This is a genomic window from Neopusillimonas maritima (genome assembly GCF_003576595.1).
In the GTDB taxonomy this organism is placed as follows: domain Bacteria; phylum Pseudomonadota; class Gammaproteobacteria; order Burkholderiales; family Burkholderiaceae_B; genus Neopusillimonas; species Neopusillimonas maritima.
On the sequence record NZ_NQOU01000004.1, the window covers coordinates 28,823 to 54,913 of the forward strand.

A 26,091-nucleotide genomic window follows, 5' to 3' on the forward strand; every position below is an offset into this window, starting at 1 on the left:
TTCATCTCGTTTCAATGGCGCCATTCTAGCGCTCTTGCTGACCTAATTCCTGCAGTATTCCCGCCAGGCAACTCGCAGCGGGCCCGGTTTGCGCCCCCTTCCCAAAAACCAGGTACAACGGTGTGTGCCGTATCTGGCCTAATTCAACGGGGATTGGCACCAACACACCCTGAGTTAAATACGGCTCAACCAAGTGTTGAGGTAACCACGCAAACCCCAAGCCCCCAGCCACCAAAGACACCGACGCCTCAAGACTACTGACCGTCCAGCGTTGTGTCGAGCCCAACCAGCCCTCGTTACGGGGGTTCTGCGTGCCCGAATCCCTCACCACGATGTGCATATGTCGCTTCAGGTCGTCCTCACCGACAGGACGACCTAATTGAATAAGGGGGTGGTCGCGGTGTGCAACCGCGATAAACGGCACGTTAAGCAAGACTTGCCCCAAATGTCCGTGAGGAATATAAGCCCCAATCATCATATCGGCCTCCTGCTCAAGCAACGCTTCCTCCGCCCCCGACAACACAACCTCGCTGAGTTTCAGCCGGGTAAACGGCGCCTCTTGAGAGAAACGCTTCAGCGCCTGTACCAACACGGCTTTGGGGAAGGCGACATCAACCACAAGGCGCAACTCAGCCTCCCAACCCGCCCCCATTCGACGCGCCAATTCTTCCAGCTCATAGGCGTCGCTTAACAGCTCCTGGGCATGCGTGAGCAGCGTATGCCCCGCATCGGTAAGGTGTGCCTTACGCCCCTCCACCTCCAGTAAAGGCAAGTCGATTTGCGACTGCAACTTGCCCACCAGATAACTAATGGAAGACTGGCTTCGATGCAGCGCCTGAGCTGCTTGGGCAAAGCCGCCGTGCTCCACTACCGCCGCCAGTGCGCGCCATTGCTCCAGGGTTGTTTTTAAGTAGTCCATTCTTTTCAAGCAGGATATATCTATTTATTCGATTTTAATCATCAAATTTTAGCGCTTTTTTATCAAATTTATCGAATATAGAATGAATCTTAACTTAACTTAAACAAGAGCACATCATGATCGAAGTACGCCATGCCAACGAGCGCGGGCACGTTCAACTAGACTGGCTCAACAGTTATCACTCTTTCTCTTTCGGTCATTACCACGATCCGGCCCACATGGGCTGGAGCGCCCTGCGTGTGATTAACGACGATACCGTGCAACCGGGCCAAGGATTTGGTACCCACGGGCATCGCGACATGGAAATTCTTTCCTATGTGCTGGAAGGCGCGCTCCAACACCGCGACTCGATGGGGTCAGGTTCAACCCTGAAGCCGGGCGACGTGCAGTTAATGAGCGCAGGTACCGGCGTTCAACATAGCGAATTCAATCCTTCGCAAAACGACCCAGTACATTTTCTGCAAATCTGGATACTGCCCGATCAACAGAACGTGACGCCCTCCTACCAGGAACGCCACATACAAGATGCACAAAAGCGTGGCCAATTGAAACTGCTGGCATCTGGAGACCCTAACGACGATGCCCTCTTTCTGCATCAAGACGCACGTATTTACGCGACCCTGCTCAATGGCGATGAACACATTGAGTACGCACCTCCATTTGGGCGCCAAACATACGTGCATGTTGCCCAGGGAAGCATCAAAGTGAACAACCACGAACTGAAAACCGGTGACGGCTTAAAGGTAATGGATGAATCGATGCTGTTGCTGACAGAAGGGCACGACGCTGAAATTCTGCTATTTGATTTGCCTTAAACATTGTGCCCCGCCTAGGCCCTACCGAACCCAATTCTAAAACTTAACTGTTCTCTAAAGGAGTCAACACCATGTCAAAAGTACTTGTTTTATATTATTCAACCTATGGCCATATTGAAACCATGGCGCAAGCCGTCGCCGAAGGCGCCCGCGCCGTAAAAGATACCCAGGTCGATATCAAACGCGTGCCTGAGCTTGTCCCCGAAGACGTTGCCAAAGCGGGCCACTACAAACTTGAACAGGCTGCGCCCATTGCGCGGCCTGAGGAACTGGCCGACTACGACGCCATTATCTTCGGCACACCAACGCGCTTCGGTAACATGGCCGCACAAATGAAAAACTTTCTGGATCAAACCGGTGGCTTGTGGGCGCAGGGTAAGCTGGTTGGCAAAATAGGCAGTGTATTTACCTCAACCGCAACACAACATGGTGGCCAGGAAAGCACCTTGTTAACCTTTCACACCGTATTGCTGCACCATGGCATGAGCGTAGTCGGCCTCCCTTATTCGTTCCAGGGTCAAACCGACAACACTCAGATTACCGGCGGTACCCCTTACGGCGCATCAACCATTGCCAATGGTGATGGTTCGCGTCAGCCCAGTGATAATGAATTGGACGGCGCCCGATTCCAGGGGCGCCATGTGGCCCAAATGGCACGTGAACTGAGAATTGGCCGTGAGGCGCTGGCTGAGGAAGCAGCTTAAAAGCTTTAAGGTTCGTGAGCGGGATAAAATGGCGGGGCATGAAAGAACTCGCCAATAAACCCCTGCTCACTTCCTTGCTGCTGGCAGTACCCTTATGGCTTATTTTCGACAACTTTGTCGTTGGCGCCATACTGGGCCTGTTGGCGGGGTTTTTCATGACGATGTGTGTTTCCTTGCATCGACTGAAACATGGCAAAAACCCGTCAACCCGAACACCCAACCCCATGATGCCTGACTCCGAAGTCCCGACGATTCCCCCACCGGCCGGCCTGCCTGCGCTCGACGTCAATTCGGCAACCCACTACCAAAACGTCGTTGCAGCCATTCAGGAAAAACTGTGCCGGCAACCCGACCGCTTCATGCCTTTTGAAACGTATATGGACTTGGCGCTCTACGCCCCGGGTTTGGGCTATTACGTTGCAGGCAGCCAGAAATTTCCCAACCCCGATACGCCGGGCGATTTCACTACCGCACCTGAACTCACCCCTGTCTATGGACACGCACTGGCGCAACAAATTGCCCAGGTGCTCCAACTATCAGGCTCAAACCATATCCTTGAATTTGGTGCCGGTTCCGGCGCCCTGGCCTCCAGCATTATCGCCGCACTACGGGATATGGGCATAGAGCCGCAATACACCATTATTGAAGTGTCTGCCGAACTGCGTGAACGTCAGGGCGAGAGGCTTAATGGGCTTGAAGCCGACGTTCAATGGCGCGACAATCTTCCCCGGCATTTCGAAGGCTGCGTGGTGGCGAACGAGGTACTCGATGCCATGCCCGTCTCGGTATTCCGCTGGAATGAAAACGGACAACTCATGGAAAAAGGGGTGACCATGGGCACACCCTTTTCATGGGCTGAGCGCCCCGCATCAACAGAACTGACTGAAACTGTGCGCTCACGCATGACACCGTTACCGGGGTACACCTCTGAAATTAATTTACGCGCGGAAGCCTGGGTTGATTCGCTGGGCCAATGGCTGCAAAAAGGCGCCGCCATCATCGTCGACTATGGTTTTCCGCGCCACGAGTACTACCACCCACAACGGGCCCAGGGCACCCTGATGTGCCATTTTCGCCACCACACCCATGCCGAACCACTGGTCTATACAGGCTTGCAAGACATCACCGCCCATGTCGACTTCACAGCGATAGCGGATGCGGCAATTAAGGCCAGACTTGATGTGCTGGGCTATACCTCGCAAGCCCGATTCCTGATCAACTCGGGATTCGTTGAGCAACTGGCACAAGCCACAAAAACCGACGCAGTCGACCAGGCACGCCTGATGGCATCGGCACAAACGCTATTATCGGAAGCCGAAATGGGGGAATTATTCAAAGTAATGGTATTGGGCCGGGATATCGATCCGCCGCTAATAGGCTTTGAGCGCGGCGACAGACGCCATCGCCTGTGAGCTGTGCATGCGAGAGACGATGGCGCCACGCACCATGGCTTTAGGCACCTACATGCCGGCAAGCGCCGCCAACCTTGCCTGCCTCACAGCGTCTTTAATTGCCTGCGGTTTGCCTTGATGCCGTTTGGCAATCGAGCCCCCATCGACCGCCCTTACTGCGTCCAGGCGCACCGCCCAGGTTTGACTCAGGGATTCTTCAACGCCGGAAAACTGATTACCTAAGCAGCAAGCCGCTGCAACCAAGTCAAGAAAGCGCTCGGGCTTGCGCAAGCCATCGCATTGCTCAATAAGCGCCAGATAATCGTCGGCGGTTTGGGCCGCTCCCATCTGCGCCCCCACAACAGGCAGCAACCGCGCATAATCCACACAGTGCGATGGTGCCTTGACGGCCCGTAAAACCGTGTCTGGATTACTGGAAGAAAAACAAAATAACGCCGCGCAGCTGGCCAAAGGTAAATGGCGGCGCGCAGCGCATTGCAGACTTCGGCGTGCCGCCCCATCGAAATTCAAACCGGGCATAACACGTTGCAAAGCCCCTGTTTCAGCCAGAACGTCGAACATGCGATACGGCGCTTCACTGATCAGCCCGCGGCTAACCTCGCGCCAAACCCGTTCCGGAACCAATGCGTCAACCTCACCATCGGTCACAAGCCGACGCGCCAGGTTTAACGTTTCCGGCGCAATGGAAAAATGCGTGAAGCGAGCCGCAAAACGTGCCAAACGCAGCAAGCGCACAGGGTCCTCACAAAATGCCTCACCGATATGGCGCAAAACACGCGCTTCAATGTCTGCCAACCCATTCAAAGGATCAACTAATTGACCGTCGGGGGTTTGCGCAATTGCGTTGATCGTCAGGTCGCGACGATACAAATCTTCTTCCAGGGTCACGTCTTGGCCGGTATAGAAAGTGAAACCCTTATAACCCCGCCCCGACTTGCGCTCGGTTCGGGCTAATGCATACTCCTCTTTCGTTTTCGGATGCAGGAAAACGGGGAAGTCATCACCGACGGGAATAAAGCCTTTTTGCACCATTTGCTCGGGCGTGGCGCCCACCACGACCCAGTCACGATCCCCAGCGGGCAAACCCAGTAAGGCATCCCGCACCGCCCCTCCAACGATATACGCTTGTAAATCGCTGATTAAAGGGTCAGGTGCAACAACAGGCAACGTGGGCACGGGATGAACCATTAGGGCAAATTCGTACGTCGCGAGCGGTTCGGGCTAATGGTATCGAGCCGCGCTTTCAACGATTGAGGTTGGCCGGAAAACAACATGGCATAGTAAACAGCGTTCGACAAAACATGCTTTACGTACAACCGCGTTTCTGTGAACGGTATTGTTTCCGTGAACACAGCGCCCTCCACCGGACCCAACAGCTTTGCACGCCATTGTTTCGAGCGACCCGGCCCCGCGTTATAGCCCGCAGTGGCCAGAACCTGACTGCCATCCAGATCGTCAAGCACCATTTTCAAATACTGGGTACCCAAAATGGTGTTGACATCAAAATCATTCACCATAGACGGGTTGAAATCTGACATACCAATTTTGCGGGCGACCCACCGAGCTGTGGCAGGCATAAGCTGCATCAAGCCCGATGCGCCTACACGCGAACGGGCGTCAGTAATAAAGCGAGACTCCTGACGAATCAAGCCATACACCCAGGCTGGGTCAAGGTTGATTTCACGCGCCTTAGCACTGACACGACCTTCAAACGGTGCCACAAAACGCTGGGAGAAATCAGCAATACTGGATGTACGTAATGACGTATTCACCACGCGATCGAAAATTTGCTCTTCGCGCGCCAGTTCGGCTGCCGCCAATAACTGACGGTCTGTCATGCCCCGGAGTGTGAAGTTCCACTCGGGCACAGCCTCGGCACGCCAACCTAAATCGAACAACTTGATACCCCGTTGCAAGCCGGGATTCGCTCGCGCTTCAGCCAATTCCTGAGGCGTCACGGGAGCAGGAGCCGGCGGAATGGGAATAGGTTGGCCCAGCTCTTCATTTGCCAATTGCCCATAAAAGCTGTAATCGTTCTGGATAGACTGATAGTATTGCCGCGCGGCGGCTTCGTTGCCTTGTGCGGCCAACGAACGACCATACCAGTACACCCATACGGGTTCGGCTTGCTGACGCGGCGTCATTTTCTGAATCGCGCGACTTACCTGAACCCAGTCGATCGGGGCCTGACGCAATTCAGACCGTACCTCCCAGGCATGGTTGTAATCGGTTTTGGGGATATTGCCTGAACGCCGATACCATTGAACCGCATTGGGCTCAACATTCAAGGCAGCAATCAGCCCGAATTGCCCCCACACCCATTCAAGATCGGCCTTGGGAATACTGGAAGCCCAGTTATTCTGAATATAAGCGGTTTCAACCTCGCGGTCGTTACGCGCGAGGCGTGATAAAGCCAACGTGACCAACGCGATATCGGCCGTTGTTTTTGGCGCTTGTTGCCCGGCCAGCCATTGCCGTGGGTTCTTCATGAACGCGGCATACGACTTCATCTGACCCGCATCGAACATCAGTGCCGCCAAACGCCGTGCATTACCGGTTTTACTGGTTTCCAGCGTCGCCCTAAGCATGGTTTCAAGCTGCTTCCAACCGACAATGTTTTTATCGACCAGCTCATCGAGCATCATCCAGCAAAGACTCACGGGTTCAAAAAGATCAACCGCCACTTGGCCGTTAACCCGTTCACCCAGCATATGTCGCGACAACAAAACGGCACAATCCACCTGAGAATTACTGGCAACCACAGGGGCCAATTCGACTGCTTTTGCATAGTCGCCCGACCGGGCCGCCGCAACAATCCAATCGGAGCGAATACGGTCGGCAAGATAGGCGTCTTCGTTGGTGGTCATGAAGCGCTCAAGACGCTGGGTTGGTACCGGCGTTGCCGGATTGGTGAGGTCGCGGCGCAATAACCAATACTCCGCATAAGAACCCAGAAGCGGCGCCTGCGAAGCCTGCGGCACCAACGCCTCAAGCTCATCCCAACGCTTTCTCTGCATCGCTTCGCGAGCCTGGATCACAGCCTGAAGAGAAGGGTCCGGCCGGATCGTAATGTTGATGACCTCGACATCTTCCTGTGCCGCCGCCGGTTCCAAACCAGCAGAGCCAAGCACACCGGCCAGAAGCAAACCAAGACCGGCACGCCACCATAATTTCTGATACCGTTGACACTGCTTGAACACCATCTTTGTTTCAACCTTGCAGAATTTCCAACATGACTGACAGTATAGAGAATAATCCCGACGCTATTCGCGATCGTCTCAAAGCCGCTCGCGCAGCGCAAGACCCCATTGAAACTCGTCGCGGAGGATTGTTGATTCGGGGCAGGCTCTATACCTGGCTGGCCACCACTCGCGCCGAACAGGAAGAGCGGGGCGAACCGACCTACCAGAACGTCGCGGCTTTTTGGTCGATGCCTGAAGAACCTCAGCTTCAGCCGCTGTTATACCAGTGGGTGGAGGAAGAAGGAATCTCCGTATCGTTACCCGTGGTAACCGGGCCTGACCAGCCCTTGGAATTTCGTATCTGGACGCCCGATACACCGATGCAAACCGGCGCATTTGGAATCTCCGAACCCCAGGGGCCTGTCGCCCCCACACCCGACGTCGTATTGGTTCCAACTCTGGGCTATACCCGCAAAGGAGACCGCATAGGCTATGGTAAAGGTTACTACGACCGCACACTCGCCCATTTAAAGAAAGCGGGCCACAGCCCATACGCCATGGGCGTAGCATGGGCGTGCGGCGACCTGGAACGAATGGGCGTGCAACATACGCCCCTGAACCACGACTACCCGCTTAATGCAATCCTGACGGACAAAGGTTGGGCGCTTAAGTAAGCCGGCGCGCAATGGCCAGCGTAGCACCGGCATTATTCAACGTATAAAAATGCAACCCCGGAGCACCCTGATCAAGCAGATCCTGGCATAAACGGGTCACGACCTCTGCCCCGAACGCCCGAATCGAGGCGAGGTCATCGCCGTAATCGGAGAGACGCTGACGAATCCAGCGCGGCACTTCCGCGCCGCACATGTCAGAGAACCGAACCAACTGATTATGGTTGGTAATGGGCATGATTCCAGGCACGATCGGCACACCCACGCCCTTTTCACGCGCACGATCAACGAAATCGTAGTACGCATCCGCATTAAAAAAGTACTGGGTAATGGCGCTATCGGCACCGGCACGAACTTTCTCAACGAAATGATTCAAGTCTGCCTGCGCACCTTTGGCCTGGGGGTGGACTTCAGGATAAGCCGCTACTTCAATATGGAACCAGTCACCCGTTTGCTCACGAATAAACCGAACCAGATCAACGGCGTAATGCAGCTCGCCTTTGTTCATCCCCATACCGGAGGGCAGGTCGCCCCGCAACGCCACCAGGCGGCGTACTCCTTGGTCTTTGTAATACTGGAGTATGTCGCCCAATACAGCGCGGCTTGCACCGATACAAGATAAATGCGGTGCCGCTTCATAGCCCAATTTCTGCAGCAGGTCGACCGCATCGGCCGTACCTTCGCGAGTTGAGCCGCCGGCACCAAACGTAACACTAACGTAGGCGGGGTTTAATACTTCCAGCTCTTTGGCTGCTGCAGTTAGTTTGCCCCGCGCGTTTTCATCGCGCGGGGGGAAAAACTCTAGGCTTAAAGCCCGTGAAGAACTCATTTTGAAATCAGCCCCGACAAGAAACCCGAGATAATGCTGTAAATCAGTGCCCCCAACAAAGCCCACCAGAACCCGTTAACCTGGAACCCGCGCAAAATGGAGCCCGCGAACCAGAACACCAGCGCATTCAAGACCAACAGGAACAAACCTAGCGTAACCACTGTGATCGGCAACGTAAGCAAAACCAACAGCGGCTTGACCAAAGTATTGAGCAAACCCAGTACCAAAGCGGCAATGAGTGCCGACCAAAACGATGCAACCGTAATACCCGGCAAAATATAAGCCACGATTAACAATGCAACCGCATTTAAAACCCAGATGAGCAACAACTCCATGGTCTGCCTCCTGTTGGCAAGGTGAAAAAACCTTTAATGCTTGAACAACCGATTCAACGCTTAATAACGATAGTGATCGGGCTTGTAAGGACCGTCGACCGACACGTTAATGTAATCGGCCTGCTCCGGGGATAACTGCGTAAGATTGACACCCAGTTTTTTCAAGTGCAAACGGGCCACTTTTTCGTCGAGATGCTTGGGCAGAACATAAACCTGGCCGTTTTGGTAGGCCTCACCACGAGTGAACAGCTCGATCTGCGCAATAGTTTGGTTGGTGAACGAGGCCGACATGACAAACGAGGGGTGCCCCGTTGCACAACCCAAATTCACCAAACGCCCTTGGGCCAGCAAAATAATGCGTTTGCCGTCGGGGAAAATCACGTGATCAACCTGAGGTTTGATTTCCTCCCACTCGAGATCTTCAATACCGGCGACGTCGATTTCGTTGTCGAAGTGACCAATATTGCAAACGATCGCCTGGTCTTTCATACGCTCCATGTGCTGACGCGTGATGACATGGTAATTACCGGTGGCGGTAACAAACATATCGGCTTTATCGCATGCCTCTTCCATGGTGACCACTTTGTAGCCTTCCATAGACGCCTGCAGCGCGCAAATGGGGTCAACTTCCGTTACCCAGACCTGGGCACGCAAGGCCGCCAATGCCTGTGCACAACCTTTGCCCACGTCGCCGAAGCCCACAACAACGGCCACCTTGCCGGCAACCATCACGTCGGTGGCACGCTTGATACCGTCGACCAATGACTCACGGCAACCATACAGGTTGTCGAACTTGGACTTGGTTACGGAGTCGTTCACATTGATGGCGGGAAAAGCGAGGTCGCCCTTCTTGGCCATTTGATACAAACGGTTCACGCCGGTGGTGGTTTCTTCTGTAACGCCTTTAATTTGCGCCAAACGTGTGGAATACCAGTTGGCGTCCTTTTGCAATTGGGCCTTAATGGCGGCAAACAGAACCCGTTCTTCTTCGCTGCCGGGGTTATTCAGCACGGAGAGGTCTTTCTCGGCCTTTGCGCCAAGGTGCAAGAGCAATGTGGCATCGCCGCCGTCATCAAGAATCATGTTGGCTTGCTCACCGGGCCAGTCGAAAATTTTGTGGGTGTATTGCCAGTAGTCTTCCAGCGTTTCACCCTTGATGGCAAAAACGGGGTTGCCTGCAGCAGCAATAGCAGCCGCAGCGTGGTCTTGCGTGGAGTAAATATTGCACGATGCCCAACGCACTTCAGCACCCAACGCAACCAACGTTTCAATAAGAACGGCGGTTTGAATGGTCATGTGCAGGCTGCCGGCAATGCGCGCACCTTTCAGCGGTTGCGCGGCGGCATACTCTTCACGCGTGGCCATGAGGCCCGGCATTTCAGTTTCGGCAATGGCGATTTCACGGCGGCCCCATTCGGCCAGCCCGATATCGGCAACGATGTAGTCTTGTACGGAATTGTCAGCAACAGTGTTCATGGTGGTAAAACCCCTAAACCTGCTTAAGCCAACGAGATGAACAACGCTTTTGCCCATCGTCGCCTGCCGTGCAGGTGATGATGAGCGCCGTTGTACTAAAAAGAAGTGGATGACCCTGAGCCTAGCGGGAAAACCCGTCGCAGCGCCCCTCAGGGAAGCCAGTATTGTAACGTAGTTGCGGCAAATTTCCAGATCGGACCGACGTATCACCGCCTGAAGGTCAAGATTTTCGCCGCGGATATCCCTGGGCCTTAATGCGCACCCAAACAGCGCGCTTTTCTTCTTCGGATAAAAACACCCAATTGGCCACTTCCATGGCTGTTCTGCCGCACCCGCGACAAATATCGTCGTACAGCGTCGAGCACACCGCTACGCAAGGCGAGTCGGTAGGCGTCAGGCGACTGTTGTTGTCGGGGTTACGGACAGAATCAGACACAAAGTACCTTTTGATTAATGCGCTTTCTTGAGCACATCAACCTTGTCGGTGGCTTCCCACGTGAATTCCGGTTCAGGACGACCGAAATGACCATAGGCAGCCGTTTTGCTGTAAATGGGGCGCAGCAGGTTAAGCATGTTGATAATACCCTTGGGACGCAGGTCGAAATGCTCGCGCACCAACAACGCAATTTTGTCGTCGGGAATCACGCCGGTGCCGTTGGTATGGATGGTGATGTTAATCGGCTCGGCCACGCCGATGGCATAACTGATCTGTACCTGACACTCGCGCGCCAATCCGGCAGCCACCACATTCTTGGCCACATAACGTGCCGCATACGCCGCCGAACGATCGACCTTGGACGGGTCTTTGCCCGAGAATGCCCCACCACCATGCGGGCAGGCGCCACCATAAGTGTCAACAATAATTTTCCGACCGGTTAAGCCGCAATCACCCTGCGGGCCGCCAATCACGAAAATACCGGTGGGGTTAATCATGAACTTGGTTTTATCGGTAAGCAGACCTTCAGGAATGATGGGTTTAACGATTTCCTCAATCACGGCTTCACGAATATCGGCCTGGGAAATTTCAGGCGCATGCTGGGTCGACAGCACCACAGTGTCAACCTCAACAGGCTTCCCATCGACGTAGCGGAAGGTAACCTGTGACTTGGCGTCGGGACGCAGCCAGGGCAAACGGCCGTCTTTGCGCAGTTCGCTTTGACGCTGAACCAAACGGTGGGCATACCAAATGGGGGCAGGCATGAGGTCGGGGGTTTCGTCGCAGGCGTAACCAAACATTAAGCCCTGGTCGCCGGCGCCTTGATCCATGTTTTGCTCGGGGTTACGGTCGACCCCTTGGGCGATATCCGGTGACTGCTTGTCGTACGCCACCAAAACAGCACAACCTTTGTAGTCGATACCGTAATCGGTGTTGTCGTAGCCGATACGCTTGATGGTATCGCGGGCCACCTGGATGTAATCGACATTCGCAGTTGTAGTAATTTCCCCAGCCAATACCACCAGCCCGGTATTGCACAGCGTTTCCGCCGCAACACGCGCGAAAGGATCCTGCTCGAAAATAGCATCGAGAATGGAGTCGGAGATTTGGTCGGCAACCTTGTCGGGGTGGCCTTCGGAAACAGATTCAGAGGTAAAAAGAAAATCGTTACTGGACACAGCAGACATCCTTATAAATTAAGGCCGTGTACTTCGGCACTGAGGTTGAACATTGCGTTGCACCTCTGATACCTGCCTGTGCAGTTGCGATCTGGGCGCGACGCTTTAGCGGAATATTGCGCCTTCGGTTAAAAAATTAACCAGCGGCTGTCGCCCCGCAAGTTGTCGGTTAACTCGGCGACATTTTTTATTTTAAGCGAAAATAACAAGTTGTACTGTTTATGCTCATAATTTGCGCTTATAAGCCGCCATGCTGCTTTTTCTGTTTCGTTTATTGTCGTTTTTACCATTATCAGTTTTACACGCCCTGGGGCGCGTAGGCGGGCGAATGGTGTATCGCTTTCCCGACAAATATCGCGAGCGTCTACAAGACAACGCAAGGCAAGCCGGCTACACCAACCCCGCATTCGCCCTGGAATCGGCCGCACAAGCCGGTGCGATGATCATGGAGTTGCCGAAAGTTTGGCTGAAGAATGAAGAAAGCCTGGCTATGGTAGTAAGTGACGACAACCACGTTGTAGAGGCCGCGCTGGCAGAGGGGCGCGGCGTACTTTATCTCACACCCCATTTGGGATGCTTTGAAATTACCGCGCGTTATTTAACCCGGCATGGACCTATTACGGTCATGTTCCGCCCACCCCGCAAACCCATTCTGGCTCCCATTATGGAAAGCGCGCGTAATGCACCCGGCTTGCGTGCGGTGCCCGCCAACCGACAAGGGGTGAAAGAATTCGTTAAGGCGCTTAGAAAAGGCGAAGCGGTAGGAATGCTGCCCGACCAGGCGCCGGGGGAAGGCGAAGGTGTATGGGCTCCCTTTTTTGGGCGCCACGCCTACACGATGACTTTAGCCGGGAAACTCGCGGCACAAACCGGCGTAGCTGTCATCATGACGGCAGGCGAACGCCTGCCTCAAGGTAAAGGTTGGCGCATCCATTACGTTCGCCTGCCCGATCCCTTCCCTACCGATGCACTCGCGCAGGCAACGCTTATCAACCAGGCCATGGAGACACTGATCCGACGCTTCCCCGAACAGTATCTTTGGAGCTACAACCGTTACAAAACTCCGGCCGGCGCGCCTCCTCAGCCCAACAATGCAACACATGACTCTTAGTAAATCCACACTTCTTCGCGCCGTTTTTGAGTATTTTGGCCGCTGCCCAACCCGAACACGTTTGCGATGGGGACGTATTCTTGGGTGGCTCACCCCCCGGCTCATGCGATCACGCGCACATATTGTGCGTACCAATTTGCGGCTGTGTTTCCCAAATCTTTCAATTAAAGAACGCGAGGCGCTGCTGCATCGACATTTCTATTTATTGGCGCAATCCATTATTGACCGAGGCCTTATCTGGTTTGGTGCGCCCGACCGCGTTGCGCGAACAGTCAAAATAAGCGGGCTGGAACACTTCGATGCGCTGCTACAGGCCAACCGCAAGATATTGGTTCTGGCCCCGCACTTTGTCGGGCTTGATGCCGCCGGCTCAAGGCTGACAATGCACAGCAAGCGCACAGCCACGTTTTACACCCCTTCGAGCGATCATGATGTCGACGCACTCATGCGGGAAGGTCGCGCGCGCTTCAACGAATCATTCCTGATCAGCCGCAAAGACGGCATTCGCGGGTTGATACGACTGTTACGTCAGGGCATTCCCATTTATTACCTGCCCGACATGGATTTCGGCCCGAAGGGCGCCGTATTTGTGCCCTTTTTCGGCGTGCCTGCAGCGACACTGCCCAGTACCGCCCAAATCGCACAATCCTGGGATGCCGCAGTATTGCCCATTATCAGTAATCTTGACCTGGCAACCGGGGTCTACAATGTCCGTATTCTGCCTCCCGTGCCCGACTTCCCCGGCGACGACGACCTTAGCGCGGCCACCGCGCGCATCAATCGGCTCATTGAAGACTGGGTGCGGGAAGACCCCGCGCAGTACTATTGGGTACATCGACGCTTCAAAACACGCCCCAACGACGGCCCCAAACCTTACTAGTGAACACCATGACGATCTGGACATTCACCAAAATGCACGGCGCAGGCAATGACTTCATTGTCCTGGACGGCATACGCCAGCCAATCGAGATGACACCACAACGCGCCCGTGCGCTGGCAGATCGTCATTTCGGCATTGGCGCCGACCAGATCCTGTTGGTCGATACCCCATCACACCCCGACGCCGACTTTCGTTACCGGGTATTCAACTCCGACGGCAGTGAAGTGGAGCACTGCGGCAACGGCGCGCGATGCTTTGTCCGCTTCATCCACGAGCAAGGGCTTTCAAAACGAAACCCCTTAAAAGCCGAAATACAAACCGGCCTGATTGTATTAACTGAAACCGACAACGGCGAAGTTATCGTGAACATGGGCCAAACGCGCTTCACCCCTGCAGATGTCCACTTCGATACTTCGGCCTTAAGCAATGAAACACAAGGTGAAGACACGGTCTGGCAGTTACCGTTAACGGCCTGTGCCTCTCCCGTTCGTATTTCACTGGTTGCCATCTCGAACCCACACGCTGTTCAGGTTGTGGAAAACATCGCCACCGCGCCCGTAGCTGAACTGGGCCCGTTAATTGAGTCGCATCCTCGCTTTGCCCAGCGTGTTAACGCTGGTTTTATGGAAGTGGTCGACCGCCACACCATCAAGCTGCGCGTGTATGAACGGGGTGCAGGTGAAACCTTGTCATGTGGCACGGGTGCCTGCGCAGCAGCGGTGGCAGGCATACGCCGCGGCCTGCTCGACAACCCGGTAACAGTGCATACCCGGGGCGGCACGCTAACAATCGACTGGGCGAATCCCGACCTTTATATGACCGGCCCCGCAACAACTGTGTTTACCGGGCGGGTGGACATTGATAAGCTTACGCAACACGACTGAACAAGGATAATTGGCACATGAGCGCCTCCACCTTCACCCCCGAAGAAATCGCCCGTTTTCTGGCAAGCAACCCTGATTTTTTCCAGGAGCACGCAGAAGTATTCTCTGAGTTACGGGTTCCGCACCCACATGAAACACGGGCAATTTCTTTGGGTGAGCGCCAAATTCTTACGCTTCGCGCCAAAACCAAAGACCTTGAATGGCGCCTGTCGGGTTTAATCAACAACGCATCGGGCAACGAAAAAATCAGTCGCACCCTTACAAGCTGGTGCTGCCGGATGCTGGCCGAACCACAAGCTGAGCGCCTGCCTCAGTTAATTGTCGAACACCTGTCGTCGTTGTTCGAACTACCCAACACCACGCTGAAAGTGTGGGGGCTTTCACAGTGCAACGACACGCATTTCACCGACGGTATTACGGAAGAAATAAAACAATATGCAAACGCCCTGAACGCACCCTACTGCGGGCCGGTTATCGACCAGCCTGTTCTGGCCTGGCTGAGCGCACCCGCGCAATCACTGGCGGTGGTCCCCATGAAAGACGATTCAGGTGTGTTTGGCTTGCTGGTTTTGGGTGCAGAAGACAAAGACCGATTCCAGCCCGACATGGGCACGGCATTCCTGGAAATATTAAGCTCGCTGGCCTCGTCCGCGCTTTCGCGTTTGAAATAGGATGAACGCCATGAACGCACTGCCCGAACCTGTGCGTCAATGGCTGATTCACCTGGAAACGAATCGTCGGTATTCGCGCCATACATTGCAGGCCTACGAACACGATCTGGCACAGCTGATTACACTGAATCCAGACACCACGCTGGAAAACCTGCGTGAAGATCACATTCGGCGCACTATCGCCCGCCTACGCAGCCAGGGCCATCAACCTCGCAGCCTGGCCCGCGCACTTGCCGCGTGGCGCGGCTTTTATCAATGGTGGGCTCCACAGGCCGGCTTAAACGAAAACCCGGCAAAAGGCGTTCGTGCCCCTAAGGCAGCCCGCCCATTGCCCAAAGCGCTTTCCGTTGAACAAACACAAGCCTTGCTCGACCGGCCCGGGTTGCCCCCGCCGGAGTCCAACATCGAGCATCGTGATCAAGCCATGTTTGAAATTCTGTATTCCAGTGGTTTGCGCCTCGCGGAACTGGTTAGCCTCGACTGGCGTTACCATCGCACCGATCAATACACTTCCATCAGTTGGATTGACCTTCCCAGCGCCCAGGCAACGATTACCGGAAAAGGCGGGAAAACACGCCAGGTACCGTTGGGACGCCACGCGGTCCGCGCAGTACAACAATGGCTTGAAGTGCGCCACACATTGCAACCAAGCGAACCCGATACCGACACCCAGGCCGCTCTTTTCCTTGGGGAGCGAGGCAAACGCATTAGCCCGCGTGTCGTTCAGTTGCAATTGAACAAACTGGCGCATCGGCTGGGCCTGCCGGTAAACGTTCACCCGCACAGCCTACGCCATAGTTTTGCCAGCCATATGCTGCAGTCGGCACAAGACTTAAGGGCTGTACAGGAACTATTAGGACACGCCAATATTTCCACAACCCAAATTTACACGCGTCTCGACTTCCAACACCTGGCTAAAGCTTACGACCAGGCCCACCCGCGAGCCACGCGCAAAAACAAGTAGCAGCGTCGGCCCGCGCCTGACACTCAAGGTTTAATCGAAAACAGCACGCGGCCTGCATTCCACTTGAACATACCCAAGTACGTACCCGCCGGTTGATCGACCGACGCCAGTGTGTCGGAGTAAAGTACTCCTCCCACTTTCAGCCCGGTATCACGGGCAATCTGCTCCAGAATGCGTGAAGCGCCGGTCGCGTTTTCATCGAACAAAGCCACACCTTTGCTTTCCCTGATCAGCCGGATGATATCGGCCATTTCCCGGGCCGACGGCTCGGCATCGGAAGAGATACCCGCAATAGGAATAAAGGTCACGCCATAGGCCTGACCGAAATATCCAAAAGCATCATGCGCCGTAACAACGCGACGCCGCTGCTCGGGAACTGCCTCTAGTTGCCCTTTGATTTCGTCATGCAGCTTTTGCATTTCTTCCACATATACCCGGGCACGCTCCTGGTACTTGGCGCGATGCGCGGGATCAATTCGCGCCAGGCCGTTGGCGATATTCCGTGCATACTGCATACCATTGGCTAAGTCTTGCCAGGCATGAGGGTCGACATCACCTTCATCGCCATGATCATGACCGTCGTGGTTATGATCATCATCATGCGAAGCAAGCTGGCGCGGCTCCACCCCCTTGGACGCCACAATTTCCAGGCCATCGAAACCGGAGGCCTTTACCAGGCGCGGCAACCAACCCTCGAAGCCCAACCCGTTCGATACCAGGACTTGAGCCTGGGCAAGCATTCGGTTTTCGCGTGCGGTAGGCTCGAATCCATGTGAGTCCGTCTCGGGGCCAACCAGGGTGACCACTTCGACGTTTTCCCCCCCAATAACAGAGACCATGTCGCCCAACACAGAAAACGTCGCCACCACGCGCACCGGCGCCGCTGCAAGTGCGCCGGCGAAAAACATGAGCATCGTAGCGACGCATAAACGCTTGACTGCTGCCGAACGCAGGAAAATACCGCCTAACCTCATGCTCTACTCCGCTTTACCCACATTATTTCGCTATTTGTGAAAGATAACGCCGCGCGCGATATTGGCGTACAACCTGAATCAATCCACCTTGAGGCCCCGCCACAACTGAAGCAAAATACAAAATGCCCGCCGTAAGAATAATGGCTGCCGAGGCAGGCACATTAAGGTAATAAGAAAACAACAATCCCAAGTACGAAGCCGCAACACCAATGAATGCAGCCATGGCCATCTGCCGCACAACTGAGCGTACCCAAAACCGGGCGGAAGCAGCGGGCAGCATCATGATGCCTACCACCATGAGTGTGCCTAAAACCTGAAAACCCGCCACCAGCGTCATAACCAACAGAACCAAAAACACCATATGGCTGATGGACCCGTGCCCTTTCTCGGCCCGCATAAATGCAGGATCAAGACATTCCGCAACCAAAGGACGCAAAATCAGCGCCAACACAAATAGCGTCACCGAAGCCGTTGATGTCACCAACAAAAGAGACGCGTCGTTCAAACCCAATACCGTTCCAAACAAAACATGGATCAGATCCATATTGGAGCCCCGCAACGACACCAGCAACACACCCAAGCCAAGGGAAACCAAATAAAAGGCCGCAAAGCTGGCATCTTCACGCAATGGCGTAAGACGCGACACAAACCCGGCCAATACAGCCACCAGCAACCCGGTTACCAACCCGCCAAGCGCCATCGCCCATAACGACAACCCCGCCGTTAGGAAACCAACCGCCACGCCCGGCAAAATGGCATGTGCCATCGCGTCGCCCATCAGACTCATACGTCGCAGCACCAGAACAACACCAAGCGGGCCGGCCGCAAATGCCAATGAAACTGAGCCCGCCAGCGCGCGCCGCATAAAGGCGAACTCTGTGAACGGCGCGAACAGGAAATCGATTCCGCTCACAGGTAGTCTCCTGCACACAAGTGGCGCGCCAGGTGCAAATTCTCGGTGGTTAACACCTGCCCGGTTGGCCCCCAACCGACGACCTGTCCCGCCAACAAAAGGGTTTCTGGAAACAAGTTACGGACACAATCAAGATCATGCAATACGACAATCACCGTACGCCCCTCGTTGTGCCAGCTCAGTAACAGCTCCAGCAGATCTTCCGTTGTGTGGCGATCGACGGCGGCGAACGGTTCGTCGAGAATCAGCACGCTTGCGTTATGAAGCATTAACCGTGCAAACAATGCGCGCTGAAGCTGCCCACCGGAAAGCGTACCAATAATGCGCCGGCTGAAATCTGCCAAACCGACCGTATCAAGTGCCTGCAAAACACGTTCGTGCTCAGATATGCCAAAACCCTTCCACCACCCGGTACGACGCCACGCCCCCATGGCGACCAGGTCATACACACTAATCGGAAAACTTCGATCAAGCTCACCAAGCTGCGGCAAACAGGCCACGTTGTTTTGGGCGTCGGGCGCAAAACGGATCTCGCCGCTTAGCGGGCTTAATTGCCCCATCAGCGCCTTAACAAGGGTTGACTTACCCGCCCCATTCGGCCCGACAACAGCCGTTAAAGACCCTTGCACAAAACGGCCGGACACATCGCGAAGCGCAACACGATCGCGCCAACCCAACGAAACCTCATCAAGCTCAATCATCGCCTGGTTCATAAGCCGCGACCTACCACCACTGCATGGCCCAGCCCGTCACCGCCCATAAAAAAGCGACCACGATTGCAGTGCGCCATGCACGAGCCCAAGCTGAAAACAGAACGATGGAGCCGCGATATGGTTGACGTTGACGCACAGATCGGGCAAAAACAGACATAATTGAGGATAATGAGAAGTTGAATCTACAACGTTGCTAGGGTAATGTTATAACATACGGCACACGGATACACTATGCCTCGTCAAGCCAGCGAACTGTCCTCGGGCATCGCCAAACAACTAAAAACTGCGGAAAAGCTTTGCAGCCAGCGAGGACGCCGGCTAACGCCTATTCGACGCAAAGTGCTGGAAATTTTGTTGCGGCGACAGCGTAGTGTGAAAGCTTACGAACTTCTGGAAGAAATCCGGGAATTCCAGCCCGGCGCCGCCCCTCCCACCGTCTACCGCGCGCTCGACTTCTTAATTGAAGAGGGGCTTATTCACCGACTTGACGCCGTCAACGCATGGGCAGCCTGCATGGATGCAGCCGGCGATCCTCACGACATCCTGGTCATCTGCACCCAATGTGGCGCAGTTGCAGAATTCAGCGACCCTGAGCTTCACAAGAAACTGGCACGCAAAGTGGCCAGTGCGGGCTTTGTTCTGGAACACCACGAAACCGAGTTGCGGGCTTTATGCAATCGCTGCCATCAGCAACGACACAGTAGTGGGCAACATGAAACACCCTTGGCATGAGTCAGTACTAACCCGAACCAAAAAACGCTTGAAATACAACAACTAAGCAAACCGTTTGCTCTTGGCGCCCGCCTGTGCTGTAATCGCACGTTGATATTTTTTTATGCATCCCCAAATGATTCGGGAATCTATTTTTTCCCTCTTAGGGCTGTGCGTTGTGAGCTGTTATGACCACCGGTTTGAAAATTGACAATATGGTGCCCGTCACCATCCTTACTGGCTTTCTTGGCGCCGGTAAAACCACCCTGCTTAAGCGCTTGCTGTCGGAAAACCATGGGCAGCGCATTGCCGTTATTGAAAATGAGTTCGGACCGGAAAGCATTGATAACGAATTGCTGGTTCAGGAAAGTGACGAGCAAATCATCGAATTGAGCAATGGTTGCGTGTGTTGCACCATTCGCGGCGATTTGCAACGTGCCCTTGGTGAACTGCGCGCCAAGCGTAAAGCCGGCGACATCGCTTTCGACCGGATTGTGATTGAAACAACCGGCATGGCCAACCCGGGCCCGGTATGCCAGACGTTTTTCATGGATGACGACATCGCCGAATACTATCGGCTCGACTCCGTCATTACCATTGTCGACGCCAAACACGGCATGGAAACGCTGAACGAACAGGAAGAAGCCCAGAAGCAAGTGGGCTTTGCCGACCGCATCCTGGTTTCCAAGAAAGACCTGGTGAGCGACGACGAGTTTCAAGCACTGCGTTCACGTATTGTGCACATGAACCCTCGCGCTCCCATCACAACGGTGCATTTCGGCGAAGCCGACATTAAAGACTTGCTCGACATCAGCGGCTTTAACCTGAACACGATCCTGGATATCGACCCGGCGTTCCTGGCGGACACCCACCCCGATGCGGCACACGATCACGACCATGGGCACGACCATCATCACGGGCATCACCATGATCACCATCACGCGCATCACAGTGATGAAATCGGGGCGTTTGTATATCGTTCAAATGACGCGTTCGACCCGGAAAAGCTGGAAGAATTTTTGGGGGGCATCGTGCAGGTTTATGGGCCCGATCTTCTGCGCTACAAAGGAATTCTGTATATAAAAGGCATTAACCGTCGCATGCTGTTCCAAGGGGTTCACATGATGATGGGTGCCGAGCCGGGCAAAGCCTGGCAAGCCAATGAGAAACGTGGAACCAAAATGGTTTTTATTGGTCGAAAATTGCCCGAAGACATTTTCCGTCAGGGCCTGGATAATTGTCTTGCTTAACACTTATTATTAAGCACAAGACGTCTATTTTTAGGGGTACATCATGGCCACCAAATCAGGCAACACCAAAGAAGAAGCGCAAGCCAAGCCGCTCACCGAAAAAGAACTGTTAGCCATGCCCGAGTCCGACTATATGAACGAGGCACAACTGGCCTTTTTCCGTGATCGGCTCAAACAGCTTGAGCAAGACATCCTGACAAACGCCGGTGTTACAACCGAACACCTGCGTGAAACCCAGTTTGTTCCCGACCCCGCCGATCGCGCCACCATTGAAGAAGAGCATGCGCTGGAATTGCGTACACGCGACCGTGAACGCAAGCTATTGAAGAAAGTTCAGCAATCGCTCACGATGATTGACAGTGGCACATATGGGTGGTGCGAGGAAACGGGCGAGCCCATTGGCATTCCCCGTCTGCTTGCACGGCCAACCGCAACCCTCTCGCTGGAAGCACAAGAGCGGCGTGAAATGCGGCAAAAACTGTATGGCGACTAAGTAGCCAGCCAGGTGGGTTAGCCACACAAAACGGCATTGTGTCGAAAAACACAGTGCCGTTTTTTATTTCCCTAGCGCCCGACCCTTGAAAGAGGGCTTGAAAGTTTCCCTTTCAGCCCCAAATAAAGCCTTCAAAGGAAGGAATATGGAACAATTTCACGCTACTACCATTGTCTGCGTTCGGCGCGGCGACCAGGTGGCCATCGGCGGCGATGGTCAGGTAACCCTGGGCAATATCGTATTTAAAGGAACGGCCCGAAAAATCCGCCGTTTGTTTCACGACAAAGTACTGGCCGGTTTTGCCGGTGCCACAGCCGATGCTTTTACCCTACAGGAACGATTTGAAGGGAAACTGGAAAAGCATCAAGGTCATTTGTTACGCGCGGCTGTCGAACTAACTCGCGACTGGCGCACGGATCGGGTTTTACGTCGGCTTGAAGCCATGCTGATTGTGGCCGATAAAGAACACTCTCTGATTCTCAGCGGCAACGGCGATGTGCTTGAACCTGAGTACGGTTTAGCCGCCATCGGCTCCGGTGGCGCTTACGCGCAATCGGCTGCATTGGCTCTATTGCAGAATACCGACCTTTCCGCCGAGGAAATCGTAAAGAAATCATTGGGTATTGCCGGCGACCTGTGCATTTACACGAACCAGAATCACGTTATTGAAACCCTGTAACTGAAAAGCAAATTTATGTCCGCCCTGAACATGACCCCCGGGGAAATTGTCTCCGAACTCGACAAGCACATTGTTGGCCAGAAGAAAGCGAAACGATCCGTAGCCGTCGCCTTGCGTAACCGCTGGCGCCGCCAGCAGGTCCCTCAGCCGCTGCGTAACGAGATCGTGCCGAAGAATATTCTCATGATCGGCCCCACCGGGGTCGGCAAAACCGAAATTGCGCGACGCCTGGCCAAGCTGGCCAACGCCCCTTTTATCAAAATTGAAGCCACCAAGTTCACTGAAGTGGGCTATGTTGGGCGCGATGTCGACACCATTATTCGAGACCTGGTCGACATCTCCATCAAACAAACCCGTGAGCTTGAAATGAAACGGGTCAAAACCCAGGCTGAAGATGCGGCGGAAGACCGCATTCTTGATGTCCTGATACCCCCACCTCGTGATGCGCACGGACAACCCCAACGTGAAGAAAACGCGGCGCGGCAAACGTTCCGTAAACGTCTGCGGGAAGGTCAGCTCGACGAGACTGAAATCGAGATTGAAGTTGAACAACCCATGCCGCAAATGGAAATCATGGCGCCGCCGGGCATGGAAGAGATGACCGAGCAGCTTAAAGGCATGTTCGCGGGCATGGGACGGGAAAAGAAAAAGACCCGGAAAATGACGGTTAAGGAGGCCTTCCGCCTCATTACCGAGGAGGAAGCGGCCCGGCGCGTCAATGAAGAAGATCTGCGCAGCACCGCCATTACCAACGCGGAACAAAACGGCATTGTATTCCTGGATGAAATCGACAAAATCACCACCCGACAGGAGCAAACCAGCGGTGATGTTTCGCGCCAAGGGGTTCAACGTGACCTTCTGCCATTGGTGGAGGGCACCAGCGTGAATACCAAATACGGCGTGGTGAAAACCGATCACATTCTGTTCATTGCATCGGGAGCGTTTCACTTGGCCCGGCCATCCGACCTGATCCCAGAGTTGCAGGGCCGGTTTCCGATCCGTGTAGAGCTCGATTCGCTAACGGCTCAGGATTTCGTGCGAATCCTGTGTGACACTGACGCTTCACTGACCAAGCAATATCGAGCGCTCATGGCAACTGAAGAAGTGAATCTGGAATTCACCGACGACGGTATTCAGCGCCTTGCCCAACTGGCTTATGAAGTAAACGAACGCACTGAAAATATTGGCGCACGACGTTTGCATACGGTAATGGAAAAACTGCTGGAGGAATTGTCGTACGAGGCAACATCCAATGGCGGAAAAACGGTTGTTATTGATACGACGTATGTAAACAACCAACTGGAAGACGTTGCCGGCAAAGAAGACCTTGCCCGCTACGTACTGTAAAAAGCAATACAGTAATCAGCCCTTGCGAATTTCAATAATGACGTAATCGCCGTTCTGGCGGACCACCGTAAACGTGACTTGATCGCCGGGCTGAATTTCCTGGATGAGTTGCGGTTCCACGCGATAAACCAGCGTCATGGCGGGAAGCTTAAGCTCGACGATTTCACCATGCATGATGGTAATTTTACCGTCCGACGGATTCACCCGACGCACTTTCCCGGAGGCGGTTGCCTGCTGAGCCTGAACCGGCGCAAATGAAAATGCCGTTAACATGCCTGCCATTGCCACCAAACCGGAAATCGCTTTTCTGCGCGACCAAACCATTGTGCTACCCCTGCTTTTATTAGAGAAATTACAATTCACTCAATTACATCATACCAACACTGAGCATTCACCATGGCAAACAGACTGTCAGTTATCGCGACACGCACTGGCGACGATGGCACCACCGCATTGGGTGACGGCACCCGTATCAACAAACATGCGCCACGCGTTCAGGCCATGGGCGATGTCGACGAGCTGAACAGCATGATTGGTTTATGGCGGACCGAGCCGCTGCCTGAAGAAATCGACACGCTGCTTGGCCAAATTCAGAACGATTTGTTTAGTGTTGGCGCTGAGCTTTGTCTTCCCGGCTACGCTGCCATACAAACAGAGCAAATTGCCCGATTGGATCAAGCGTTGAAGAAATTCAATGCCATGCTGGCACCATTGAAAGAGTTTGTGTTGCCCGGAGGAACCCGTGCCACGGCCTTGGCTCATCTCGCTCGCACCGTGTGTCGTCGCGCCGAGCGTAATGTTATCGCCCTAAGCGAACATGAAGCAGTTTCGGAACCCGTAAAGCAATACTTGAACCGGCTTTCCGATTTATGCTTCGTGTTGGCCCGCACACTTAACGAAAAAGAAGAGATGTGGCGCAACCCAGGCAAAGAAGGCTAATTCGCCTGTCGCTTCACGCCTTCACCGTCCAAACCGCGCACATAACGATTAACAAGATTTTCCAGTGCCGCCAAGTCGGGCGCGGCCCCATACACATAATGATCGGGCCGTGAAATGACGTAGCGGCAATTCAAAGACTCAAGCCAGGGCGCCATTACCGCCCCCTCTTCCGTTACACAAATGCCTGAACGCGCCGACGCCCTATTGTCTTCGGCGTCGATGCATACCAGCGTTGCATTGATTCGTTGCGCAAGGTCGTGCAACCGATCCGACTCTGCTTCGGAAACCACGCCGACCGATAACAAACAAGCACTGCCCTGAACAAACTGATCCAGCCAACCTGAACGCGGCTCACCCGGCTCATGAACAGTGACATGCGGCTGGGGAAACAACGTTCCTGCGCCTGGCGCAGTTGTGTCGATCAAGCCGGACGTCAAACCTGGAATCATGTTCTGACGAATCGTTGTTTTAACGACGCCACCCTGCTTCGCGCGCAGGTCTGCGTCGCGACGGCGGGCTTTGTCGGCGTCTCTTTCACAAATAATTCGACCCAGCTCCATTGCCGCGCGCGTTGTGGCAACCACATGCGGATGACGCTCCTGTTCGTAAGAGTCAAGAAGGGCATCACTTCCGACTTTTTTTAATACCAACTCCAGCTTCCAGGCAAGATTAAGCGCATCGCGCATGCCCTGAACCATTCCTTGGGCCATAAACGGAGGGGTCATATGCGCCGCGTCACCGGCAAGCAAAATACGCCCTTTGCGCCATTGGCGGGCAACGAGCCCATGAAAACGATACGCGGCATGGCGCCACAAGCGACCCTCACCCGGCTTCAACCAGCGGGATAACATGGGCCACAACACCTCTTCGGGATAATCCCCCGAATTCTGCTCGCCGGCCAGCAACATCACTTCCCAACGCCGATGGTTCCCCGGCCCCACCACAAAGGTGCAGGGACGGTCGGGCTCACAATACTGAACCTGGGTATCGGGCAACTGCGCCAACTTCTCGTCGTTAACGATTGCGTCAATAACCAGCCATGCCTCATCAAAACCCAGATCTTCCAGCTCGATACCCAGACGCTTGCGGATGGGGCTGGCGCCACCATCGCAAGCAATCAGATAGGCGCAACTGAACCGAGTCACTTCAGTTTCATCTTTCAGCTTGACGTCTACCCAGACCGAATCGGCATCCTGACCGTTATCGGTCACCTCAGCCTCAAGGAAAATATGCGCGGCGTCTTGCTTGGACAAGCGATTACGCAGAGCACGTTCCAGCGCGGGCTGATTAAAAACATAATTAGGCGCCCAGCCCAGGCGGTGCGGGGCAGGCGCGGCATCAAGACGCAGGATGGGTTGGCCATCAACGCCACGATACTCGCTGGGACGATAAGGCGCTATAACATCCTGCAGCTCGTCGGCAACCCCAACTTCCTGCATGATGCGCAAACCCTCGTGGTCTATTCCAATCGCCCGAGGCAAAGGATATAAGTCGGGCAACTTATCGAAGACAGCAACTTGAAGCCCCCGGGCAACCAGCAAATTCGCCAGCGTGGCACCGGTTGGCCCATAGCCCGCAATAATGACATCGTAGTGCTTCATCTTA

General features: G+C 54.4%; 28 protein-coding genes and 1 riboswitch. Of the genes, 15 read left to right on the top strand and 13 right to left on the bottom strand.

From position 1 onward, the window contains the following. Positions 1–25 precede the first annotated feature (25 nt). A complete protein-coding gene (locus CJO09_RS10510) occupies positions 26–919 on the bottom strand; it encodes a LysR family transcriptional regulator (protein ID WP_119442305.1) in 894 nt (297 codons plus the stop codon). Positions 920–1,035: 116 nt separating this feature from the next. Between CJO09_RS10510 and CJO09_RS10515 the strand changes: the two genes are divergently transcribed. The 3 genes from CJO09_RS10515 (at position 1,036) to CJO09_RS10525 (ending at position 3,850) form a co-directional block, all read left to right on the top strand. Further along, positions 1,036–1,734, top strand: coding sequence for a pirin family protein (locus CJO09_RS10515; RefSeq protein WP_119442306.1), 699 nt, complete (start codon positions 1,036–1,038; stop codon positions 1,732–1,734). Positions 1,735–1,805: 71 nt separating this feature from the next. Then, positions 1,806–2,438, top strand: a complete 633-nt coding sequence (wrbA, locus tag CJO09_RS10520; RefSeq protein ID WP_119442307.1) for an NAD(P)H:quinone oxidoreductase — start codon at positions 1,806–1,808, stop codon at positions 2,436–2,438. Positions 2,439–2,476: 38 nt separating this feature from the next. Next, complete coding sequence (locus CJO09_RS10525) at positions 2,477–3,850, top strand: class I SAM-dependent methyltransferase (protein ID WP_245961304.1); 1,374 nt, start codon at positions 2,477–2,479, stop codon at positions 3,848–3,850. 48 nt (positions 3,851–3,898) lie between these two features. On the opposite strand, the gene CJO09_RS10530 is transcribed toward CJO09_RS10525, so the two are convergent. Together CJO09_RS10530 and CJO09_RS10535 are read right to left on the bottom strand one after the other, a co-directional pair. Beyond that, the gene (locus CJO09_RS10530) at positions 3,899–5,038 is read right to left on the bottom strand and encodes a tRNA nucleotidyltransferase/poly(A) polymerase-related protein (RefSeq protein ID WP_119442308.1); all 1,140 of its coding nucleotides are present in this window, start codon (positions 5,036–5,038) and stop codon (positions 3,899–3,901) included. Continuing rightward, a complete protein-coding gene (locus tag CJO09_RS10535; protein WP_119442309.1) occupies positions 5,038–7,053 on the bottom strand; it encodes a lytic transglycosylase domain-containing protein in 2,016 nt (671 codons plus the stop codon). Before CJO09_RS10535 ends, CJO09_RS10530 begins: the two co-directional genes overlap by 1 nt. 29 nt (positions 7,054–7,082) lie before the next feature. Here CJO09_RS10535 and CJO09_RS10540 point away from each other — a divergent pair, with 29 nt between their 5' ends. After that, complete coding sequence (locus CJO09_RS10540; RefSeq protein ID WP_119442310.1) at positions 7,083–7,706, top strand: 5-formyltetrahydrofolate cyclo-ligase; 624 nt, start codon at positions 7,083–7,085, stop codon at positions 7,704–7,706. Here CJO09_RS10540 and metF read toward each other — a convergent pair. The 5 genes from metF to metK all read right to left on the bottom strand — a co-directional run bounded on the left by metF (position 7,699) and on the right by metK (position 11,957). After that, the gene (metF, locus tag CJO09_RS10545) at positions 7,699–8,532 is read right to left on the bottom strand and encodes a methylenetetrahydrofolate reductase [NAD(P)H] (protein ID WP_119442311.1); all 834 of its coding nucleotides are present in this window, start codon (positions 8,530–8,532) and stop codon (positions 7,699–7,701) included. The two genes, CJO09_RS10540 and metF, sit on opposite strands and share 8 nt — an antisense overlap. Further along, positions 8,529–8,867: a phage holin family protein gene (locus tag CJO09_RS10550; protein ID WP_119442312.1), complete on the bottom strand. Its 339-nt coding sequence runs from the start codon at positions 8,865–8,867 to the stop codon at positions 8,529–8,531. The genes metF and CJO09_RS10550 overlap by 4 nt, the downstream gene beginning before the upstream one ends. Positions 8,868–8,927: 60 nt before the next feature. Further along, the gene (ahcY, locus tag CJO09_RS10555) at positions 8,928–10,343 is read right to left on the bottom strand and encodes an adenosylhomocysteinase (RefSeq protein WP_114420520.1); all 1,416 of its coding nucleotides are present in this window, start codon (positions 10,341–10,343) and stop codon (positions 8,928–8,930) included. A gap of 75 nt (positions 10,344–10,418) precedes the next feature. Then, positions 10,419–10,500: riboswitch (S-adenosyl-L-homocysteine riboswitch) on the bottom strand. Between the two features lie 63 nt (positions 10,501–10,563). Further along, positions 10,564–10,779, bottom strand: coding sequence for a DUF1289 domain-containing protein (locus CJO09_RS10560; protein WP_245961305.1), 216 nt, complete (start codon positions 10,777–10,779; stop codon positions 10,564–10,566). A gap of 14 nt (positions 10,780–10,793) precedes the next feature. Next, positions 10,794–11,957: a methionine adenosyltransferase gene (metK, locus tag CJO09_RS10565; protein WP_119442313.1), complete on the bottom strand. Its 1,164-nt coding sequence runs from the start codon at positions 11,955–11,957 to the stop codon at positions 10,794–10,796. 250 nt (positions 11,958–12,207) lie between these two features. On the opposite strand from metK, the gene CJO09_RS10570 reads away from it, so the two are divergent. The 5 genes from CJO09_RS10570 to xerC are packed head-to-tail and all read left to right on the top strand — an operon-like array spanning position 12,208 to position 16,467. Then, on the top strand, positions 12,208–13,068 hold the full coding sequence (locus CJO09_RS10570; protein WP_119442314.1) for a lysophospholipid acyltransferase family protein: 861 nt from the start codon (positions 12,208–12,210) through the stop codon (positions 13,066–13,068). Next, entirely contained in the window at positions 13,058–13,948 is an 891-nt protein-coding gene (locus CJO09_RS10575) for a lysophospholipid acyltransferase family protein (RefSeq protein WP_119442315.1), read from the top strand. Before CJO09_RS10570 ends, CJO09_RS10575 begins: the two co-directional genes overlap by 11 nt. 8 nt (positions 13,949–13,956) lie before the next feature. Then, complete coding sequence (dapF, locus tag CJO09_RS10580) at positions 13,957–14,832, top strand: diaminopimelate epimerase (RefSeq protein ID WP_245961306.1); 876 nt, start codon at positions 13,957–13,959, stop codon at positions 14,830–14,832. Positions 14,833–14,849: 17 nt separating this feature from the next. Next, positions 14,850–15,503 (top strand): DUF484 family protein, encoded by a 654-nt coding sequence (locus tag CJO09_RS10585; protein ID WP_119442316.1) that lies wholly within the window; start codon positions 14,850–14,852, stop codon positions 15,501–15,503. A gap of 1 nt (position 15,504) precedes the next feature. Beyond that, the gene (gene xerC, locus CJO09_RS10590; RefSeq protein WP_119442317.1) at positions 15,505–16,467 is read left to right on the top strand and encodes a tyrosine recombinase XerC; all 963 of its coding nucleotides are present in this window, start codon (positions 15,505–15,507) and stop codon (positions 16,465–16,467) included. Between the two features lie 23 nt (positions 16,468–16,490). On the opposite strand, the gene CJO09_RS10595 is transcribed toward xerC, so the two are convergent. Genes CJO09_RS10595 through CJO09_RS10605 form a run of 3 tightly spaced genes read right to left on the bottom strand, consistent with a single transcriptional unit; the run spans position 16,491 to position 19,067 of the window. Beyond that, entirely contained in the window at positions 16,491–17,441 is a 951-nt protein-coding gene (locus tag CJO09_RS10595; protein ID WP_119442318.1) for a metal ABC transporter solute-binding protein, Zn/Mn family, read from the bottom strand. Positions 17,442–17,463: 22 nt separating this feature from the next. Then, the gene (locus CJO09_RS10600) at positions 17,464–18,306 is read right to left on the bottom strand and encodes a metal ABC transporter permease (protein ID WP_391523668.1); all 843 of its coding nucleotides are present in this window, start codon (positions 18,304–18,306) and stop codon (positions 17,464–17,466) included. Between the two features lie 44 nt (positions 18,307–18,350). Then, complete coding sequence (locus CJO09_RS10605) at positions 18,351–19,067, bottom strand: metal ABC transporter ATP-binding protein (protein ID WP_119442320.1); 717 nt, start codon at positions 19,065–19,067, stop codon at positions 18,351–18,353. 231 nt (positions 19,068–19,298) lie between these two features. Between CJO09_RS10605 and CJO09_RS10610 the strand changes: the two genes are divergently transcribed. The 5 genes from CJO09_RS10610 to hslU all read left to right on the top strand — a co-directional run bounded on the left by CJO09_RS10610 (position 19,299) and on the right by hslU (position 23,547). After that, positions 19,299–19,799, top strand: coding sequence for a Fur family transcriptional regulator (locus tag CJO09_RS10610; RefSeq protein ID WP_114420451.1), 501 nt, complete (start codon positions 19,299–19,301; stop codon positions 19,797–19,799). A gap of 167 nt (positions 19,800–19,966) precedes the next feature. After that, positions 19,967–21,028, top strand: a complete 1,062-nt coding sequence (locus CJO09_RS10615; RefSeq protein WP_114420450.1) for a CobW family GTP-binding protein — start codon at positions 19,967–19,969, stop codon at positions 21,026–21,028. Between the two features lie 43 nt (positions 21,029–21,071). Beyond that, on the top strand, positions 21,072–21,521 hold the full coding sequence (gene dksA / locus CJO09_RS10620; RefSeq protein WP_114420449.1) for an RNA polymerase-binding protein DksA: 450 nt from the start codon (positions 21,072–21,074) through the stop codon (positions 21,519–21,521). A 145-nt stretch (positions 21,522–21,666) separates the two neighbouring features. Continuing rightward, complete coding sequence (gene hslV, locus CJO09_RS10625) at positions 21,667–22,200, top strand: ATP-dependent protease subunit HslV (protein WP_114420448.1); 534 nt, start codon at positions 21,667–21,669, stop codon at positions 22,198–22,200. Between the two features lie 15 nt (positions 22,201–22,215). Further along, positions 22,216–23,547, top strand: a complete 1,332-nt coding sequence (gene hslU / locus CJO09_RS10630; protein WP_119442321.1) for an ATP-dependent protease ATPase subunit HslU — start codon at positions 22,216–22,218, stop codon at positions 23,545–23,547. Between the two features lie 15 nt (positions 23,548–23,562). On the opposite strand, the gene CJO09_RS10635 is transcribed toward hslU, so the two are convergent. Beyond that, entirely contained in the window at positions 23,563–23,871 is a 309-nt protein-coding gene (locus CJO09_RS10635) for a copper-binding protein (protein WP_119442322.1), read from the bottom strand. A gap of 72 nt (positions 23,872–23,943) precedes the next feature. Here CJO09_RS10635 and CJO09_RS10640 point away from each other — a divergent pair, with 72 nt between their 5' ends. Continuing rightward, complete coding sequence (locus CJO09_RS10640; RefSeq protein ID WP_119442323.1) at positions 23,944–24,486, top strand: cob(I)yrinic acid a,c-diamide adenosyltransferase; 543 nt, start codon at positions 23,944–23,946, stop codon at positions 24,484–24,486. Here CJO09_RS10640 and CJO09_RS10645 read toward each other — a convergent pair. Continuing rightward, complete coding sequence (locus CJO09_RS10645; protein WP_119442324.1) at positions 24,483–26,087, bottom strand: bifunctional 3-(3-hydroxy-phenyl)propionate/3-hydroxycinnamic acid hydroxylase; 1,605 nt, start codon at positions 26,085–26,087, stop codon at positions 24,483–24,485. The genes CJO09_RS10640 and CJO09_RS10645 overlap by 4 nt on opposite strands. Positions 26,088–26,091 lie beyond the last annotated feature (4 nt).

Excerpts from the sequence above, each read along its gene's own strand:
- CJO09_RS10510 (WP_119442305.1), bottom strand. The coding sequence starts at position 919 with ATGGACTACTTAAAAACAACCCTGGAGCAATGGCGCGCACTGGCGGCG.
- CJO09_RS10640 (WP_119442323.1), top strand. The coding sequence starts at position 23,944 with ATGGCAAACAGACTGTCAGTTATCGCGACACGCACTGGCGACGATGGC.
- ahcY (WP_114420520.1), bottom strand. The coding sequence starts at position 10,343 with ATGAACACTGTTGCTGACAATTCCGTACAAGACTACATCGTTGCCGAT.
- CJO09_RS10570 (WP_119442314.1), top strand. The coding sequence starts at position 12,208 with ATGCTGCTTTTTCTGTTTCGTTTATTGTCGTTTTTACCATTATCAGTT.
- metF (WP_119442311.1), bottom strand. The coding sequence starts at position 8,532 with ATGAGTTCTTCACGGGCTTTAAGCCTAGAGTTTTTCCCCCCGCGCGAT.
- dapF (WP_245961306.1), top strand. The coding sequence starts at position 13,957 with ATGACGATCTGGACATTCACCAAAATGCACGGCGCAGGCAATGACTTC.
- CJO09_RS10615 (WP_114420450.1), top strand. The coding sequence starts at position 19,967 with ATGACCACCGGTTTGAAAATTGACAATATGGTGCCCGTCACCATCCTT.
- CJO09_RS10550 (WP_119442312.1), bottom strand. The coding sequence starts at position 8,867 with ATGGAGTTGTTGCTCATCTGGGTTTTAAATGCGGTTGCATTGTTAATC.
- hslU (WP_119442321.1), top strand. The coding sequence starts at position 22,216 with ATGTCCGCCCTGAACATGACCCCCGGGGAAATTGTCTCCGAACTCGAC.
- CJO09_RS10610 (WP_114420451.1), top strand. The coding sequence starts at position 19,299 with ATGCCTCGTCAAGCCAGCGAACTGTCCTCGGGCATCGCCAAACAACTA.
- hslV (WP_114420448.1), top strand. The coding sequence starts at position 21,667 with ATGGAACAATTTCACGCTACTACCATTGTCTGCGTTCGGCGCGGCGAC.
- CJO09_RS10515 (WP_119442306.1), top strand. The coding sequence starts at position 1,036 with ATGATCGAAGTACGCCATGCCAACGAGCGCGGGCACGTTCAACTAGAC.
- CJO09_RS10645 (WP_119442324.1), bottom strand. The coding sequence starts at position 26,087 with ATGAAGCACTACGATGTCATTATTGCGGGCTATGGGCCAACCGGTGCC.
- CJO09_RS10605 (WP_119442320.1), bottom strand. The coding sequence starts at position 19,067 with ATGAACCAGGCGATGATTGAGCTTGATGAGGTTTCGTTGGGTTGGCGC.
- CJO09_RS10525 (WP_245961304.1), top strand. The coding sequence starts at position 2,477 with ATGAAAGAACTCGCCAATAAACCCCTGCTCACTTCCTTGCTGCTGGCA.
- CJO09_RS10530 (WP_119442308.1), bottom strand. The coding sequence starts at position 5,038 with ATGGTTCATCCCGTGCCCACGTTGCCTGTTGTTGCACCTGACCCTTTA.
- CJO09_RS10600 (WP_391523668.1), bottom strand. The coding sequence starts at position 18,306 with ATGCGGCGCGCGCTGGCGGGCTCAGTTTCATTGGCATTTGCGGCCGGC.
- CJO09_RS10540 (WP_119442310.1), top strand. The coding sequence starts at position 7,083 with ATGACTGACAGTATAGAGAATAATCCCGACGCTATTCGCGATCGTCTC.
- dksA (WP_114420449.1), top strand. The coding sequence starts at position 21,072 with ATGGCCACCAAATCAGGCAACACCAAAGAAGAAGCGCAAGCCAAGCCG.
- xerC (WP_119442317.1), top strand. The coding sequence starts at position 15,505 with ATGAACGCCATGAACGCACTGCCCGAACCTGTGCGTCAATGGCTGATT.
- CJO09_RS10535 (WP_119442309.1), bottom strand. The coding sequence starts at position 7,053 with ATGGTGTTCAAGCAGTGTCAACGGTATCAGAAATTATGGTGGCGTGCC.
- CJO09_RS10595 (WP_119442318.1), bottom strand. The coding sequence starts at position 17,441 with ATGAGGTTAGGCGGTATTTTCCTGCGTTCGGCAGCAGTCAAGCGTTTA.
- wrbA (WP_119442307.1), top strand. The coding sequence starts at position 1,806 with ATGTCAAAAGTACTTGTTTTATATTATTCAACCTATGGCCATATTGAA.
- CJO09_RS10635 (WP_119442322.1), bottom strand. The coding sequence starts at position 23,871 with ATGGTTTGGTCGCGCAGAAAAGCGATTTCCGGTTTGGTGGCAATGGCA.
- CJO09_RS10585 (WP_119442316.1), top strand. The coding sequence starts at position 14,850 with ATGAGCGCCTCCACCTTCACCCCCGAAGAAATCGCCCGTTTTCTGGCA.
- CJO09_RS10575 (WP_119442315.1), top strand. The coding sequence starts at position 13,058 with ATGACTCTTAGTAAATCCACACTTCTTCGCGCCGTTTTTGAGTATTTT.